The organism is uncultured Flavobacterium sp. (assembly GCF_963975005.1).
Lineage (GTDB): Bacteria > Bacteroidota > Bacteroidia > Flavobacteriales > Flavobacteriaceae > Flavobacterium.
This window is the reverse complement of the sequence record NZ_CAXBFR010000072.1, coordinates 1-13,635: the sequence shown is the minus strand read 5'-3', so window position 1 is coordinate 13,635 and position 13,635 is coordinate 1. Positions and strand designations below refer to the sequence as shown.

The following is a 13,635-nucleotide window of genomic DNA, read 5'->3' as shown; positions in this document are numbered from 1 at the left end:
ATCTCTATAAGCTGTTAATTTGATTTCATAATATATATAGTTTAACAAATAAAAACTGTAATGATATTAAAAGTTTTACAGTAAATTTAATTCAAAAACCCACAGCCAATAAGCCACCTGATATGGTTAAATGTGAAAGTTTACCTTATGACGGAATTGAAAATTTTACATTATTTAATCAAAACAGTACAATACTTAATGGTTTAAATCCATCAAATTATATAATTACTTATCATTTAAGTCAAGCAGAAGCTGATAGTAATTCAAATTCTTTGCCTAATAATTATCAAAATAGTACTCAATCACAACAAATATTTGTTCGTTTGCAGAGTAATTCTAATTCTGTTTGTTATGATATTACTAGTTTTATTATCAAAGTTTTTAAGAAACCTATAATTAACGCAATAACTAATATTAGTTTATGTGATGATTCTAGTAATGATGGTTTAGAAAATTTTGATTTTTCAAATCAATTACTTACTGTTTTAGGTTCACAATCATCATCTGAATTTACAATTACTTTTCATTTGTCATTAACAGATGCTCAACAAAGGTTAAATGAAGTTCAAATTAATTATACTAATATTTCTAACCCTCAAACTATTTTTGTAAGAATTGAAAATAATTTGCATCCTGAATGTAATGATATTTCTGACTTTAAGCTATTTGTAAAAAATAAACCAGAATTAAACCTAAATGATATTTATGCCATTTGTGTTGGAACAAGTATAACAATAAACGCTCCAACTGGATATTCAAGCTATTTATGGTCTAATGGTTCAACTTCTTCTTCAACAACAATTAATCAAGAAGGAAATTATTCATTGACAGCTTTTAATGATTATGGAGACATTATATGTGAAAATACAAAAGATTTTGTAGTTAATAATTCAAATATTGCAACTATAATAAATGTAGAAATAGAAGATTTAAATAATAATGGTAATTCTGTTTTTGTTACAGTTACAGGACAAGGAGATTATGAGTATTCTTTAGATGATTATAATTATCAAGAATCGTCTAATTTTTTCAATGTACCTGGAGGAGAATATACTGTTTATGTTAGAGACAAAAAAGGATGTGGAGTGGCTTATGAAAGTGTTTTTTTAATGATGTATCCTAAGTTTTTCACACCAAATAATGATGGTTTCAATGATTATTGGAGAATAAGATTTTCAAATTTAGAACCAAAAATTAAAACTTCTATTTATGACAGATATGGAAAATTAATAAAATTATTAAATGGTAATCAAGATAGTTGGGATGGTACTTTTAACGGAAGTAAATTGCCAGCTACTGATTATTGGTTTAAGGTTGTATTAGAAAATGGAAATGAATATAAAGGACACTTTTCTTTAAAAAGATAATTTAAAACTCTAGTATTTTGTCATAATGTTTATGGTGATTTTTAAATTCATTTACTCCTTCTTTAAAAGTTAGATATTTTGCCCCTTTTTTATTATTTGCTTTACTTATTAAGTACATATAATGAAAATGTCTAGTCAGTTCTCTCCAACCATATAATAAAGAATGTTTTGGGTCGTACATATGTGTTGGCTCACTAATGGCTCCGTTTATCTCAATAATTTGAAAATTTTTCCCTTGCTCTAAATCGGTATAGTTAGAATACATTATGTCCATTCTTCCAAAATGAAAACCTTCAATTTTAGAACATATTCCATTGAAGGATTCAATCATTTTTGGTGTAATTTCATGACTTGCATCTATAAATTTTGTTCCTCTACAATGGTTGCCATATGGAACAAGATTTATACTTTTATCTTCTTCTAAAATATTGTCAATAATTTCAGAAAATTCTTTTTGTAAAACTGGAATTTGTAATTCAAATCTTGGATCTTTTTTAAGAAGTTCTCTAATTGTATTTTTACCATTTCCTTTTAAAATTAAAAATTCTTTTGAAACAATTCCTGTTAATATTCCTTTTTCTGAGTTTGGTAATTTAACGTAGAATAATCCAATTTCATTTTCATATTGAATTAAATCTTGAATAAGAAAATCAAAATTGCCTTGATTTATGTATTTTTCTAACTCATTTAAATTATCAATTTTTTTAACTGCAGTGCCTCGTAAACCAATATCAGGTTTTGCTATGCAAGGAAATTTTATTCCATTTTCTTGTAACTTTTCATCGACTACTTTTATCTTTTCTTTAGCTTTGAATAAAAGTGTTTTTGGATAGTATTCTTGAGGAATTAAATCATAAATTTCTTTTTTTGATTCCATAAAAAAGCCTCCGTTTTTAATAGTAGGGTTTGAGGCATTAAAAAAAAAGAAAGACTTTGTTCTAACAACATAGTATAAATATTGAAAATAGACAGGTGTGTAAAGCACTTGATAGGGCCAATATTCCCAATTTGTGAGTTTATGTATAAAAAGTTTTGTATTCTTCATTAGTCTAATAAATCAATGTAATTAAATATGATATCATTTTTAGAAATAATACATTGTGTAATGCTAATAGTTTTTAAGATGTTATTTCTATTAATTTGTAATCCAAAATTTTTATTCTTACTTTCTGTAAATTGATGAAAATTTAATAGTTTTTGACTATTCAAATCATTTTCAGATTTAATAAAATCTTGAAACCAAGTAGCTCTTTTTTTTCTTATTTCTTTTTCATATAAAGTTGACGATGACCAAAAATGGTTTTCATTTGTATCTAACTCAATACTATTTTTTTTAACCTCATTCCATTGTAGTTGAAATAATTTCTCTTCAGAAAATAATACAATTGTAAATGGCTCGATGTCGTCTAAATCTATTGATTTCCATTCTTTAATTGGATTTTCTGAGGTAATAAGATCTAGTACAATCAAACCTCTGCTTTTTCTATAATTTGTTTTGTGAATGTGTTTTTCTTTAGCACCGTTAAGCAAAACAATCGTGCTTTTTTTATTATGAGCAAACCATGTTCCTCCAGCCTTTGGATCTTTTGGAAAGTAGATTTCTTTATTATTGATTAAATATTTTGAAGGTGGAATTGCTTTTTCCCGTTTAACACTTTCATCTCTATTTGATGTTATGCAATAACTATTTTTAAGTGGAACAAAACTTACTGTACACATTGATTTCTATATTCGATTGTAGATTTCGCAACACCAAAGTTTTCACATATCTTAATGCTTGGGTTTTTTAAAACAGCCACTTTTATTAATGCTTGATGGTGAATGCTGTGTTCTAAATTGTACAATAATTCTCTTTCATAATTTGTTGAAATACTATAATTTATGTTTTCATGTCCTTGTTCAAGGATTAAATTTTTATTTGGTTTGTCAATTTCTGATAGTATTTCGTTCATGCATTTAATAGCAAACTCTTTATCAGTTTGAATACTTAAATTTCTTTCTCTTTGTCATAATTCACATTTCCATTCTGATAGTTTTTTAGCAATGATTGATACATTTCGATAATATGCCTAGTATGTTCACCAATTGTTGCATTACTTAATTCTTGATGACAAATAGTATATTCTTCCTTTTCTAAATTAGACAAAAGACTTATTATTTCACTAAAATTTTCTTTAATAGAAGCTATGAGCATGTTATAAATTTTGATTCTTAAAATTAATAAATATATTTAAAATGACAAATAGAGTTTTCTCTATTCCACTTTTTTCCCTTCTGGAATAAATTTTACAGAAACCGAGTTAGTACAGAAACGTTTTCCAGTAGTTTCTTTTGGACCATCATCAAAAACGTGACCTAAATGACCACCACATTTTGCGCAAACTACTTCTGTTCGTGCCATTCCAAAACTATAATCTTCATTATATTTAACAGAACCTTCAATGGCTTTGTCAAACGAAGGCCAACCGCAGTCTGATTCAAATTTCATTTCCGAAGAAAATAAAACATTGTTGCAAGCTGCGCAAACATAATTTCCTTTTTCAAAATGATCCCAATATTCTCCTGTAAATGCTCTTTCTGTGCCTTTTTCTCTTAGAACTTGATATTGCTCTGGAGTTAATTGTTTTTTCCATTCAGCATCCGTTTTAACTATAGCTGGCTTTACTTCTTCTTTTTTTTGAGAGTAACAAGATTGTAATGTTACTAACACTATTAATGCAAAAATCTTTTTCATATCTTATTTATTTTAGTCAAAATTACTTTTTTAAAAATTAAATTGTTGTTAGATTAGTGACATCAATTTAATTATGTATTTATTTTTAAATCTTTTATATAATCTTCATGTTCATAGAAGAAACGTTCAAAAGCATCCATTTTTTCATTAAAAAAATCAAAAACATCAGGCCAAGTGTTTTTGTTATTGCTACTTACATTTAGTTTTTCTACCCAAATCCTACTAATAGCCTTACCGTTTTGTAGGTATAAATCACGTTCAAAAACAGCATCGGGCAAATATTCTTCTAATAGTATGGTTTTAAGAGATTCAATCTTCTCATAATATACTATACGGTTTTTTTCGTCTTTTGGTTCTATTTCGAGTAAAACTTGTGCTTTTTTATTGTCAATATAGAATTTAAACGCAACATCTTTTATTTTGGTGTTGTATAATATCCATTTTCTTGGATGTTCTTCGGCAAAAGTTACCCAAAACTCTCTTTTTATACGCTGTGCCTCTTCTTTACTAAACATTTTTATAGGAAATTTGTGTTGAAATTAAAATTTCGATTATCTTTAAACTAGCAATTAAAAATAAAAGTATGCTTTTTATTGATTTTATCAAATATATTCCAAAAATACAGAAAGAAAAACTTCTTTCCTCAGATGCTCATGCAAAAATGGCACCTTTGGAACGAATTTCTTTTTTAAAGGAAATCAATTACCTTGATAAAAAACCTAAAAAAGCAGCTGTTTTAATGTTATTTTACCCTAAAAAGGGTGTAACGCATTTAGCTTTAATAGTTAGAAACACTTATCCCGGTGTTCATTCTTCTCAAATAGGTTTTCCTGGTGGAAAAGTTGAATTAGAGGATTTAGATCTTCAAGAAACAGCTTTGCGAGAAACGCATGAAGAAGTTGGAATTCATCCTGAAAAAATACAAGTTATTAAGCCATTTAGTGAAATTTATATTCCACCAAGTAATTTTTTAGTTTATCCATATATGGGAATTTCTCACGAAGAATTGCAATTTATTCCAGATTTACACGAAGTTAAGCGTGTTTTAGAGTTTCCATTATCACTTTTTTTAGATGATGCTACTATTTCAAAAGTTAAGATGACTACGTCTTATGCTACTGATTTAGAGGTTCCTGCGTTTATGGTTGATAAATATGTAGTATGGGGCGCAACTGCTATGATGATGAGTGAGTTAAAGGAAAATATCAAAAACGCTATAATTTAAAAGGTTTTATTACATTTGTATCCTTGAAAAAATTTTAAAATACTATGGGTTTATTTAAAAGAAATCCTTTTGGACATATATTATTCATAAAGAAATGGTTAATAAGAATCTTTGGAGCTTTAACACACAGAAGATACAGAGGTTTTAATGAAATGCATATTGAAGGTTCGGAAATTATTAAAAATTTACCAGATACAAATGTACTTTTTATTTCTAATCATCAAACCTATTTTGCTGATGTTGTTGCTATGTTTCATGTATTTAATGCCAGTTTAAAAGGTAGAGAAGATAATATTAAAAACGTCGGATATTTATGGAATCCAAAAATGAATGTTTACTACGTTGCTGCAAAAGAAACTATGGAATCTGGAATTTTGCCAAAAATATTATCTTATGTTGGTGCCATAACTGTTGAAAGAACTTGGAGAGCCGAAGGTAAAGATGTAAAAAGAGAAGTTAACCCAAGTGATACTGAAAATATAAAAATTGCATTAGATGATGGTTGGGTAATTACATTTCCACAAGGAACTACTCGTTCGTTTAAACCAGTTAGAAAAGGAACAGCTCATATTATACTTCAACACAGACCGATTGTCGTTCCTGTTGTTATTGATGGATTTAGACGTTCTTTTGATAGAAAAGGACTAAGAATTAAAAAGAAAGGTATTTTGCAATCTATGGTAATCAAAGAGCCTTTGAAAATTGATTATGAAAACGATACTGTTGATGATGTTGTAGAAAAAATGGAATATGCCATTGAACAACATGAATCCTTCTTAAAAGTAATTCCGGCAGAAGTTTTAGATGAAGAAGCTAAACTTAATAAAGATAGACTTTGGAAATATTAAAAAAAGACCATCATTAATTTGATGTTTTTTTTAATTTACGGCTTCAACTTTATATCCGCGTTTGCGTAAGAGTTTAATAACTCCTTTTTCTCCAGCTAAATGTCCAGCACCAACGCCATAAAATGTTGGTTTTTCTTTTGAAACTTTTTCTATAACCGCAATCCAATTTGCATTTCTATCATTTAATAAAATGTCATTAAAATCAGATGAAACTTTGTTTTCTGATTCTTCTATTAAAACAAGCATTCCTTCAATATCTTCATCATTATAAATGGTTAACATTTGCTTCAATTCGGCTTTGTCTTTAACCATATTATCTTTTGCTGTTTTGACTAATTCTTCCACTTGAGTTTTATATGGAATTTTATCAAAAACAATTAATTGGTCTGAAATTGTTTCTAAACCATAAACTTCTTCTTTTTGTTCTTTAGAAATTTTTACCAATTCATTTTCAATGGTTTGCATTGGACATTCTAAAAGTTTTGGAATAAATAGCGCACTTATCATAAAAGGCTTAAATCTATCAACCATTTTAATTGAAACATTCACGTTTTCTTTTAAGAAAGCATCCACTATTATTACTTCTTCTTCAGTCATTAAGGAAGACATTGTTACGCCATCTTTCATCATCATTCCTTTCATCATAGTAGCTTGTAAAGTTGGATCATCCATGTCAATCTCAAGATACATTTGTGAAGTTTCATCTAATGCTTTTTTTATAGCATCGTCGAAATTTATTTCACAAACAGCATGCATTGTTCCAAAAAGATAAGAAGGTTTTTCTAATCCATTTCCAGAAATTTTCCACAGTAAACTTTTTTCTAAATCTTGTGCATTGGCAACAAAACCAATCACAATTGAAATTAAAATAAAAACAGTTTGTTTCATGTTATTTATATTTCAAGTTTTTTTAGTTCTTGATAATTGTTAAACAGTCGTCTAAGTAATATTCCATATAAAAGTTTATATATTGCCCAAAAAACAAAAACAATAAAAGCAATAATAACTATACTACTAATGATAAAAACGGAAGGAAATTTTTCATATAGTTCATTAATTTCATTATTGTATTTAAAAAAGGAATTAAGGACAAAAAAGGTTGTTATACTGACTAAAATTAAATTATACCAAATGTAATATTTTACTATTTTTCTTGTTTTTAAAATATCTGACATTAATTTTTTTACCGAAGAAGTTGTACTTATTTGTTTGAAATTTTTATAGAAATAAATAATAAATCCTGAGAATACAATTAAATTAAAAATAGTTAAAAATAAACTGAAGTTATATAAATGATTTTTTTCCATCATTTTAACACTCGACTTATCAAAAAAGCTCGAAATATCTAGTATTCTCAAAATTAAAAACTCACAAATACTTATAATCAGAATCCACTTCACTATAGAAGACGATCTTTTATGAAGCATTCCATAAATTTCTTTTTCGGTTATTTGATTAAAAGAATGGTCTTTATTCTTCCAATCTTTTTTTAATATATCTAATTCATCCATTTTTACGGATTTAATATTTTTTTTAATTTTCCTTTTACACGATTCATTTTTACTCTTGCATTTACTTCACTAATTCCTAAAGTTTCCGATATTTCAGCATAATCTTTATCTTCTATATATAAAAAAACCAAAGCTTTTTCAATGTCATTTAGCTGGTTAACGGCACTATAAAGTAGTTTTAACTGCTCTTCTTCTTCAAAATTATAATCTTCTTGTTTTACTCTATGATATGTATTGTTAAACTCAATAGTATCAATCGATCGTTTCTTTTTTCTATAAAGTGTAATAGCAGTGTTTAATCCAACACGATAAGCCCAAGTAGTAAATTTAGAATCACCTCTAAATTTCGGAAAAGCCTTCCATAACTGGATTGTTATTTCTTGAAACAAATCCTTGTGCGAGTCATCATCAGAAGTATATAACCTACAAATTTTGTGTATTATATTCTGATTTTCTTGTAATTGTTTTACAAAAAGTTCTTCTGATTCTGGATTCATATCTATAAGTATACCAAAAGGTAATGTTGTTACAAGTATACTGATTTTTTTAGCACGTTTAATCGATAAATTGTAATTCCACGAATGATTTCATAAATTTTACAAAAAATTTGACTAACAATTGTATATTTGTTCTACTATAAAATCATTAAAAATAATGAATATATCACGTTCCAGTTTCCCTAGATTAGTAATAATAGGTGGTGGTTTTGCCGGAATAGCATTAGCCAAAAAACTTCGCAATAAAAACATACAAGTTGTTTTGTTAGACAAACATAATTATCACAACTTTCAACCTTTAATGTATCAAGTAGCAACAGGTGGTTTAGAACCTGATTCAATTGCTTACCCTATTAGAAAAGTACTTCAGGAAAAAAATGATTTTTATTTTCGTTTGGCTGATGTTAAAGAAATTGACACCAAAAACAATAAAATAATTGCTGATATAGGTGAATTAAAATATGATTATTTAGTCTTAGCAACAGGTTCCAAAACCAATTTTTTCGGAAATCAAGAAATGGAACGCAATTGTATGGCCATGAAAACCATTCCTCAATCCTTAAATATAAGAAGTTTAATTCTAGAAAATTTTGAACAAGCTTTATTAACAAACGATATTGAAGAGCGTCACAGTTTAATGAATTTTGTTTTAGTAGGTGGTGGTCCCACTGGAGTTGAATTAGCTGGAGCATTAGCCGAAATGAAAAGAGCTATTCTTCCTAAAGATTATCCTGACTTAGATGTTAGAAAAATGGAAATTAATCTAATTCAAAGCGGTAATAGAATTTTGAACACTATGAGCGAACACGCTTCAAAAAAAGCAGAAGAATTTTTAATAAAATTAGGTGTTAGTGTTTGGAAAAACGTTCGTGTGACAGGTTATGATGGCAGAATTGTTGCCACAAATTCAGATTTATCATTTGATAGTGCAACAGTGGTTTGGACAGCTGGCGTTCAAGGGGCTTTAGTAAACGGTTTATCCGCTGAAAGTTTAATAGAAAGAGCTGATCGAATTAAAGTCAATGAATTTAATCAAGTAAAAGGTTATGAAAATATTTTTGCTATTGGCGATATTGCTTCCATGATTTCCGAAGAATTTCCACAAGGTCATCCAATGATGGCTCAACCTGCTATGCAACAAGGAAGACAATTGTCAGAAAATATAGTAAGATTGCTAGATAAAAAATCAATGAAACCCTTTGAATACAAAGACAAAGGTTCAATGGCAACAATAGGAAGAAACAAAGCTGTTGTAGATTTGCCAAACTATAAGTTTAGTGGTGTTTTTGCTTGGTTTGTTTGGATGTTTGTGCATTTGTTTTCTTTAATTGGTTTCAAAAATAAAGCTGTTGTTTTCCTAAATTGGGTTTATAATTATATTCGTTTTGATAGAGAAGCACGTTTAATTATTCGACCTTATAAAAAGAAGCAAGCCGTTAGTTTTACTAGCGATGAGATTTAAGTGGTGTTCAGTGCTCATTTTTAAGTGTTTAGTAAAACTATCAACTAATTACTGAATACTGCCTACTTTTTCATAACCAATAAGTAACCCAATAAACTTACTATAACTTTCTAAACCATCTTTTTGTTGGTTTGCTTTTAGGAAATTATCGTAAAAATATTCAAAAAAAGTATTGATTGGAGTTTGATATTCTTTCCAAAAGACTTCATTTTCATTGAAGTTTTTCAAAACACCTTTGTTTAATTTTTCTAGATATATTTTACTTTTTCCTTCTTCGATTTCTTCTAAGTTTCTAAGACAATATCTAATTGCAGTTGTGTATGCAGCATATTGAAAATAATCATCTGAATTATTTATAGCTGCCAAATAACCAATAAAATTACATTCACTTTCAGAACCAATTCCAGTTTGATGAGCCATTTCGTGACAAGTAGTAAAAGGTATTGAATACTTTGGTTTCAAATAATTGACTTGAGCTTCATTAGTAAAAGGATTCAAATAACCACCAAAACCCATATAACTCAAAGGCATACTAAATAAGGATTGTTTAATACTTTTAGTATGATAATCAAATTTTTTTATATCTTTTGGTAACTTGTGAAAACCATTTTGAGCCATTTCAAAAATCTCTTTTTCAGTGTAGGGATTTATTACAGCAACTGAATCATTTGATGTTATTCTTAATTGTAATTGATTTGATTTTTCAATCATTTTTTTAGTCAACTTTTCTAAATCAGCTAATGCATATTCTTTGTTGATTTTCAATTTTTCGTGTAACGGAATTCGATAATAATTCATTCCCCATAAAAAATGAAAGAAGAAATAAAATATGGACAGAATGCTTAGAAACCAGAGACCATTTGCTTTCCAATTTTTGAAAAACCCTTTTCTGTTTTTTAAAATCCATTTGATTAATAAGAAAATTAAAACGCCATAAATAACATCACCAAATGAAAAAGAAAGCGAACCAAAAGTAAGTCTCAAACCTTTTGAAAGAATAGGGTATAGGCCATTACTGTAATAGTTTTCTATAGTTTCAGGAAACAAAGCTAGAGTCTTTACAAGGATGATTTGGACAATTAATAGTATAGGTAAAATGTATTTTCTTTGCACAGTCATAATTTAAAAACGTAAATATAACTACAAATCAATTCCTAAAGAAATTAAACTTTGTAACTTTGCACTTTGAAACTTACAAAAACATAAATATAATGAGCCAAGAAGTAAGAAACCTAGAACCTAAAGAACTTTGGAACAAATTTGCAGATCTAAATGCAGTGCCTAGACCATCTAAAAAAGAAGAAAGAGTCATTGCTTTTATGATGGATTTTGGAAAAAAATTAGGATTCGAAGTAGTAAAAGATGAAGTTGGAAATGTGATTATCAAAAAACCAGCTTCAGCGGGAATGGAAAATAGAAAAACCATCGTAATGCAATCGCATTTAGATATGGTACATCAAAAAAATAACGATACTAATTTTGATTTTGATACACAAGGAATTGAAATGTATGTTGATGGGGATTGGGTTCGAGCAAACGGAACAACTCTTGGTGCAGACAATGGGTTAGGAGTTGCTACAATTATGGCAGTTTTAGAAAGTAAAACCATCAAACATCCAGCAATTGAAGCTTTGTTTACAATTGATGAAGAAACCGGAATGACTGGTGCAATGGGTTTACAAGGTGGCATGTTAGAAGGAGAAATTCTTTTAAATCTTGATACAGAAGAAGATGACGAAATTGACATAGGTTGTGCTGGTGGAGTAGATGTTACTGCTACGGCTGAATATGATGAAGAAGAAACTCCAGAAAACGCTGTAGGTTATACAATTACTGTAAAAGGTTTAAAAGGGGGACATTCAGGAATGGATATTCACAAAGGGTTTGGAAATGCTAACAAGATTATGAACCGTCTTTTATTTGATGGTTTTGATGATTTTGGATTGCAAATTGCTTCTATAAAAGGAGGAAGTTTGCGTAATGCTATTCCACGTGAAAGTGTTGCGCAAGTTGTGATTGCTAATGTTTATGATGAAGCTTTTGTGTTTGACATGCAAGACATCATTAATGAAATTAAAACCGAATTAAAAACAACGGAACCGAATTTAGAAGTTGTAATTGAGAAATCAGAGACTACTCCTGCTAAAGTAATGCCTCCAATGGCTCAATACTTTTTAGTTCGCACTTTATATACAGCTCACAATGGAGTTTATAGAATGAGTGCTGATTTTGCTGATTTGGTTGAAACTTCAAATAACATTGCTAAAGTAATTGTTGGTGAAGGAAAATTATCTGTACAATGTTTAACGCGTTCTTCAGTGGAAACCGCTAAATTTGATTTAGCGAATTCATTGCGTTCAGCTTTTGAATTAATGGGGTGTGAAGTTGAATTTTCAGGAAGTTATCCAGGTTGGACACCAAATGCAAATTCTGAAATATTAGATGTTTTGAGTTCCATTTATGAAAAACAAAACGTTAAGAAAGCAGATGTTGTAGCTTGTCACGCTGGATTAGAATGTGGAATTTTAGGAACAAATTATCCTGATATGGATATGATTTCTTTTGGGCCAACCATCAAAGGAGCACACAGTCCTGATGAAAGAGCTAGTATTTCTTCTGCGCAAAAATATTGGAAATTTGTTTTAGAAGTTTTAGAGAATATTCCTGTTAGAAATTAGAAGACAGAAGAAATATAAAAGAAAGCCTCGTTTGTAATGAACGAGGTTTTTTTGTTTCTGATACTGCGTATTTTATTAAAAGGGCCATTTTTTAACTGTTTTAATTTGACATATTTTTTATTTAGTTTTTTTTTAGTTTAGCAATTTAAAGGCGTTTATGGTATTGGCACAAATTGTTTAAGAAGTTCTTTTTAACTGACATATCTTCCGATTGACTTTTATTATGTTATTATTTAAAAAAGGGCATAATATTGTTCGTTACTACCGATAAAGGGATGCAGCCCATTTTTGCATTTAATACCTATCAATTGGTTGGTTTATAAACATTCATTTTTGTTTTTTGGCTTTTTGGCTTGATTTTGGCGGCTATTGTATTAGTAAGTTTTTAACTAAAATGTTTGCTGCGTAAGAATTATGCAAAGAGTATTTTTAAAATTAAATGAATAGAGTATGAATCAAGTTAAAGAGAACAACACGGTTAAAGTACATTACACTGGTAAATTGTCTGACGGAAAGGTTTTTGACAGTTCTGAAGGAAAAGAACCGTTAGAATTTACTTTAGGAAAAGGACAGTTAATACCTGGTTTTGAAAATGGGCTAATTGACATGAAATTAAATGAAAAAAAAACCATTACGATTGCAAAAGAGGAAGCGTATGGGGCAATCAATGAAGATTTAAAACAAGAAGTAAAAAGAACTGAACTTCCAGAAGACATAAAACCCGAAGTTGGTATGGGGCTGATTTCTAAATCATCAGATGGTCAAGAAATGAATTTATTGGTAGTTGAAGTCAAAGACGAAAGCATTGTTATAGATGGAAATCATCCTTTAGCAGGTGAAGACCTTACTTTTGATCTTGAAGTGGTAGCAATTTTTGATACTGCAGAGATTATAAATTAAAATAAGTTACTTATTTTTAAAGTACCTGATAGCCTTTGTTAAAACGTTTTTAACAAAGGCTATCAGAATTTATAGGCAGAAAATTATAATTCCCTATTTTTAGGTCTAATACACCAGCAACATTTAATGCTTTTATAATTAATCTGTATTTTCTTCTATGATTAGCCTTATTATTGTTCCATCAACAATTTATTAAAGAATCTTTGTTTTATTTCGAGGCTTGATTCATTTAGATAGGTTACATTTTATGCTTTTTCGAGGTGAAACTTGTAAATACTATTAAAGTAATGATTAATAATATAGGAGCATTTTTATTTTTTGTAGTCAATTTTGAGCAACAAAAAAATTCCACTTATTTTGCTGTTTAGAACTTAAGGATTTAGATTAAATTTATTTCACTTCTTTTTAGTAGT

Annotated in this window: 16 protein-coding genes; 6 read left to right on the top strand and 10 right to left on the bottom strand. The window is 28.6% G+C overall.

The genetic code is table 11. The annotated features are described in order from the left end of the window. Positions 1-122 precede the first annotated feature (122 nt). The gene (locus AACZ53_RS09620) at positions 123-1,367 is read left to right on the top strand and encodes a T9SS type B sorting domain-containing protein (RefSeq protein ID WP_339837623.1); all 1,245 of its coding nucleotides are present in this window, start codon (positions 123-125) and stop codon (positions 1,365-1,367) included. A gap of 1 nt (position 1,368) precedes the next feature. On the opposite strand, the gene AACZ53_RS09615 is transcribed toward AACZ53_RS09620, so the two are convergent. From AACZ53_RS09615 to AACZ53_RS09590, 6 genes are all read right to left on the bottom strand, one after another. Continuing rightward, entirely contained in the window at positions 1,369-2,244 is an 876-nt protein-coding gene (locus AACZ53_RS09615; protein WP_339837621.1) for a D-alanine--D-alanine ligase, read from the bottom strand. A 167-nt stretch (positions 2,245-2,411) separates the two neighbouring features. Further along, complete coding sequence (locus AACZ53_RS09610) at positions 2,412-3,086, bottom strand: NRDE family protein (RefSeq protein WP_339837619.1); 675 nt, start codon at positions 3,084-3,086, stop codon at positions 2,412-2,414. After that, positions 3,074-3,319, bottom strand: a complete 246-nt coding sequence (locus AACZ53_RS09605) for a hypothetical protein (protein ID WP_339837617.1) — start codon at positions 3,317-3,319, stop codon at positions 3,074-3,076. Before AACZ53_RS09605 ends, AACZ53_RS09610 begins: the two co-directional genes overlap by 13 nt. A 35-nt stretch (positions 3,320-3,354) precedes the next feature. Beyond that, complete coding sequence (locus tag AACZ53_RS09600) at positions 3,355-3,561, bottom strand: hypothetical protein (protein WP_339837615.1); 207 nt, start codon at positions 3,559-3,561, stop codon at positions 3,355-3,357. A gap of 60 nt (positions 3,562-3,621) precedes the next feature. Next, positions 3,622-4,101, bottom strand: a complete 480-nt coding sequence (gene msrB, locus AACZ53_RS09595) for a peptide-methionine (R)-S-oxide reductase MsrB (protein WP_339837613.1) — start codon at positions 4,099-4,101, stop codon at positions 3,622-3,624. Positions 4,102-4,172: 71 nt separating this feature from the next. After that, positions 4,173-4,616 (bottom strand): DUF4268 domain-containing protein, encoded by a 444-nt coding sequence (locus tag AACZ53_RS09590; RefSeq protein WP_339837610.1) that lies wholly within the window; start codon positions 4,614-4,616, stop codon positions 4,173-4,175. Between the two features lie 68 nt (positions 4,617-4,684). On the opposite strand from AACZ53_RS09590, the gene AACZ53_RS09585 reads away from it, so the two are divergent. After that, positions 4,685-5,326: a CoA pyrophosphatase gene (locus AACZ53_RS09585; protein ID WP_339837608.1), complete on the top strand. Its 642-nt coding sequence runs from the start codon at positions 4,685-4,687 to the stop codon at positions 5,324-5,326. Positions 5,327-5,370: 44 nt separating this feature from the next. Beyond that, positions 5,371-6,174: a lysophospholipid acyltransferase family protein gene (locus AACZ53_RS09580; RefSeq protein ID WP_339837605.1), complete on the top strand. Its 804-nt coding sequence runs from the start codon at positions 5,371-5,373 to the stop codon at positions 6,172-6,174. Positions 6,175-6,204: 30 nt separating this feature from the next. Here the strand turns inward: AACZ53_RS09580 and AACZ53_RS09575 are convergent, their stop codons facing one another. From AACZ53_RS09575 to AACZ53_RS09565, 3 genes are read right to left on the bottom strand one after another with little or no spacing between them, the layout of a single operon-like run. Then, the gene (locus tag AACZ53_RS09575) at positions 6,205-7,062 is read right to left on the bottom strand and encodes a TraB/GumN family protein (protein ID WP_339837603.1); all 858 of its coding nucleotides are present in this window, start codon (positions 7,060-7,062) and stop codon (positions 6,205-6,207) included. A gap of 5 nt (positions 7,063-7,067) precedes the next feature. Next, a complete protein-coding gene (locus tag AACZ53_RS09570; protein ID WP_339837601.1) occupies positions 7,068-7,685 on the bottom strand; it encodes a hypothetical protein in 618 nt (205 codons plus the stop codon). 2 nt (positions 7,686-7,687) lie between these two features. After that, a complete protein-coding gene (locus AACZ53_RS09565; RefSeq protein ID WP_339837598.1) occupies positions 7,688-8,182 on the bottom strand; it encodes a sigma-70 family RNA polymerase sigma factor in 495 nt (164 codons plus the stop codon). A gap of 157 nt (positions 8,183-8,339) precedes the next feature. Here AACZ53_RS09565 and AACZ53_RS09560 point away from each other — a divergent pair, with 157 nt between their 5' ends. Then, the gene (locus AACZ53_RS09560) at positions 8,340-9,644 is read left to right on the top strand and encodes an NAD(P)/FAD-dependent oxidoreductase (protein WP_339837595.1); all 1,305 of its coding nucleotides are present in this window, start codon (positions 8,340-8,342) and stop codon (positions 9,642-9,644) included. A 48-nt stretch (positions 9,645-9,692) separates the two neighbouring features. Here the strand turns inward: AACZ53_RS09560 and AACZ53_RS09555 are convergent, their stop codons facing one another. Beyond that, a complete protein-coding gene (locus tag AACZ53_RS09555) occupies positions 9,693-10,757 on the bottom strand; it encodes a DUF3810 domain-containing protein (protein WP_339837593.1) in 1,065 nt (354 codons plus the stop codon). A gap of 98 nt (positions 10,758-10,855) precedes the next feature. Here AACZ53_RS09555 and AACZ53_RS09550 point away from each other — a divergent pair, with 98 nt between their 5' ends. Next, positions 10,856-12,322 carry an aminoacyl-histidine dipeptidase gene (locus AACZ53_RS09550; protein ID WP_339837591.1) on the top strand — a complete coding sequence of 489 codons (1,467 nt, stop codon included), beginning with the start codon at positions 10,856-10,858 and terminating at the stop codon, positions 12,320-12,322. Between the two features lie 450 nt (positions 12,323-12,772). Further along, positions 12,773-13,222 carry a peptidylprolyl isomerase gene (locus AACZ53_RS09545; protein WP_339837588.1) on the top strand — a complete coding sequence of 150 codons (450 nt, stop codon included), beginning with the start codon at positions 12,773-12,775 and terminating at the stop codon, positions 13,220-13,222. Positions 13,223-13,635 lie beyond the last annotated feature (413 nt).

Coding starts and splice junctions, on each gene's coding strand:
- AACZ53_RS09620 (WP_339837623.1), top strand. CDS start 123: ATGGTTAAATGTGAAAGTTTACCTTATGACGGAATTGAAAATTTTACA.
- AACZ53_RS09615 (WP_339837621.1), bottom strand. CDS start 2,244: ATGGAATCAAAAAAAGAAATTTATGATTTAATTCCTCAAGAATACTAT.
- AACZ53_RS09610 (WP_339837619.1), bottom strand. CDS start 3,086: ATGTGTACAGTAAGTTTTGTTCCACTTAAAAATAGTTATTGCATAACA.
- AACZ53_RS09605 (WP_339837617.1), bottom strand. CDS start 3,319: ATGAACGAAATACTATCAGAAATTGACAAACCAAATAAAAATTTAATC.
- AACZ53_RS09600 (WP_339837615.1), bottom strand. CDS start 3,561: ATGCTCATAGCTTCTATTAAAGAAAATTTTAGTGAAATAATAAGTCTT.
- msrB (WP_339837613.1), bottom strand. CDS start 4,101: ATGAAAAAGATTTTTGCATTAATAGTGTTAGTAACATTACAATCTTGT.
- AACZ53_RS09590 (WP_339837610.1), bottom strand. CDS start 4,616: ATGTTTAGTAAAGAAGAGGCACAGCGTATAAAAAGAGAGTTTTGGGTA.
- AACZ53_RS09585 (WP_339837608.1), top strand. CDS start 4,685: ATGCTTTTTATTGATTTTATCAAATATATTCCAAAAATACAGAAAGAA.
- AACZ53_RS09580 (WP_339837605.1), top strand. CDS start 5,371: ATGGGTTTATTTAAAAGAAATCCTTTTGGACATATATTATTCATAAAG.
- AACZ53_RS09575 (WP_339837603.1), bottom strand. CDS start 7,062: ATGAAACAAACTGTTTTTATTTTAATTTCAATTGTGATTGGTTTTGTT.
- AACZ53_RS09570 (WP_339837601.1), bottom strand. CDS start 7,685: ATGGATGAATTAGATATATTAAAAAAAGATTGGAAGAATAAAGACCAT.
- AACZ53_RS09565 (WP_339837598.1), bottom strand. CDS start 8,182: ATGAATCCAGAATCAGAAGAACTTTTTGTAAAACAATTACAAGAAAAT.
- AACZ53_RS09560 (WP_339837595.1), top strand. CDS start 8,340: ATGAATATATCACGTTCCAGTTTCCCTAGATTAGTAATAATAGGTGGT.
- AACZ53_RS09550 (WP_339837591.1), top strand. CDS start 10,856: ATGAGCCAAGAAGTAAGAAACCTAGAACCTAAAGAACTTTGGAACAAA.
- AACZ53_RS09545 (WP_339837588.1), top strand. CDS start 12,773: ATGAATCAAGTTAAAGAGAACAACACGGTTAAAGTACATTACACTGGT.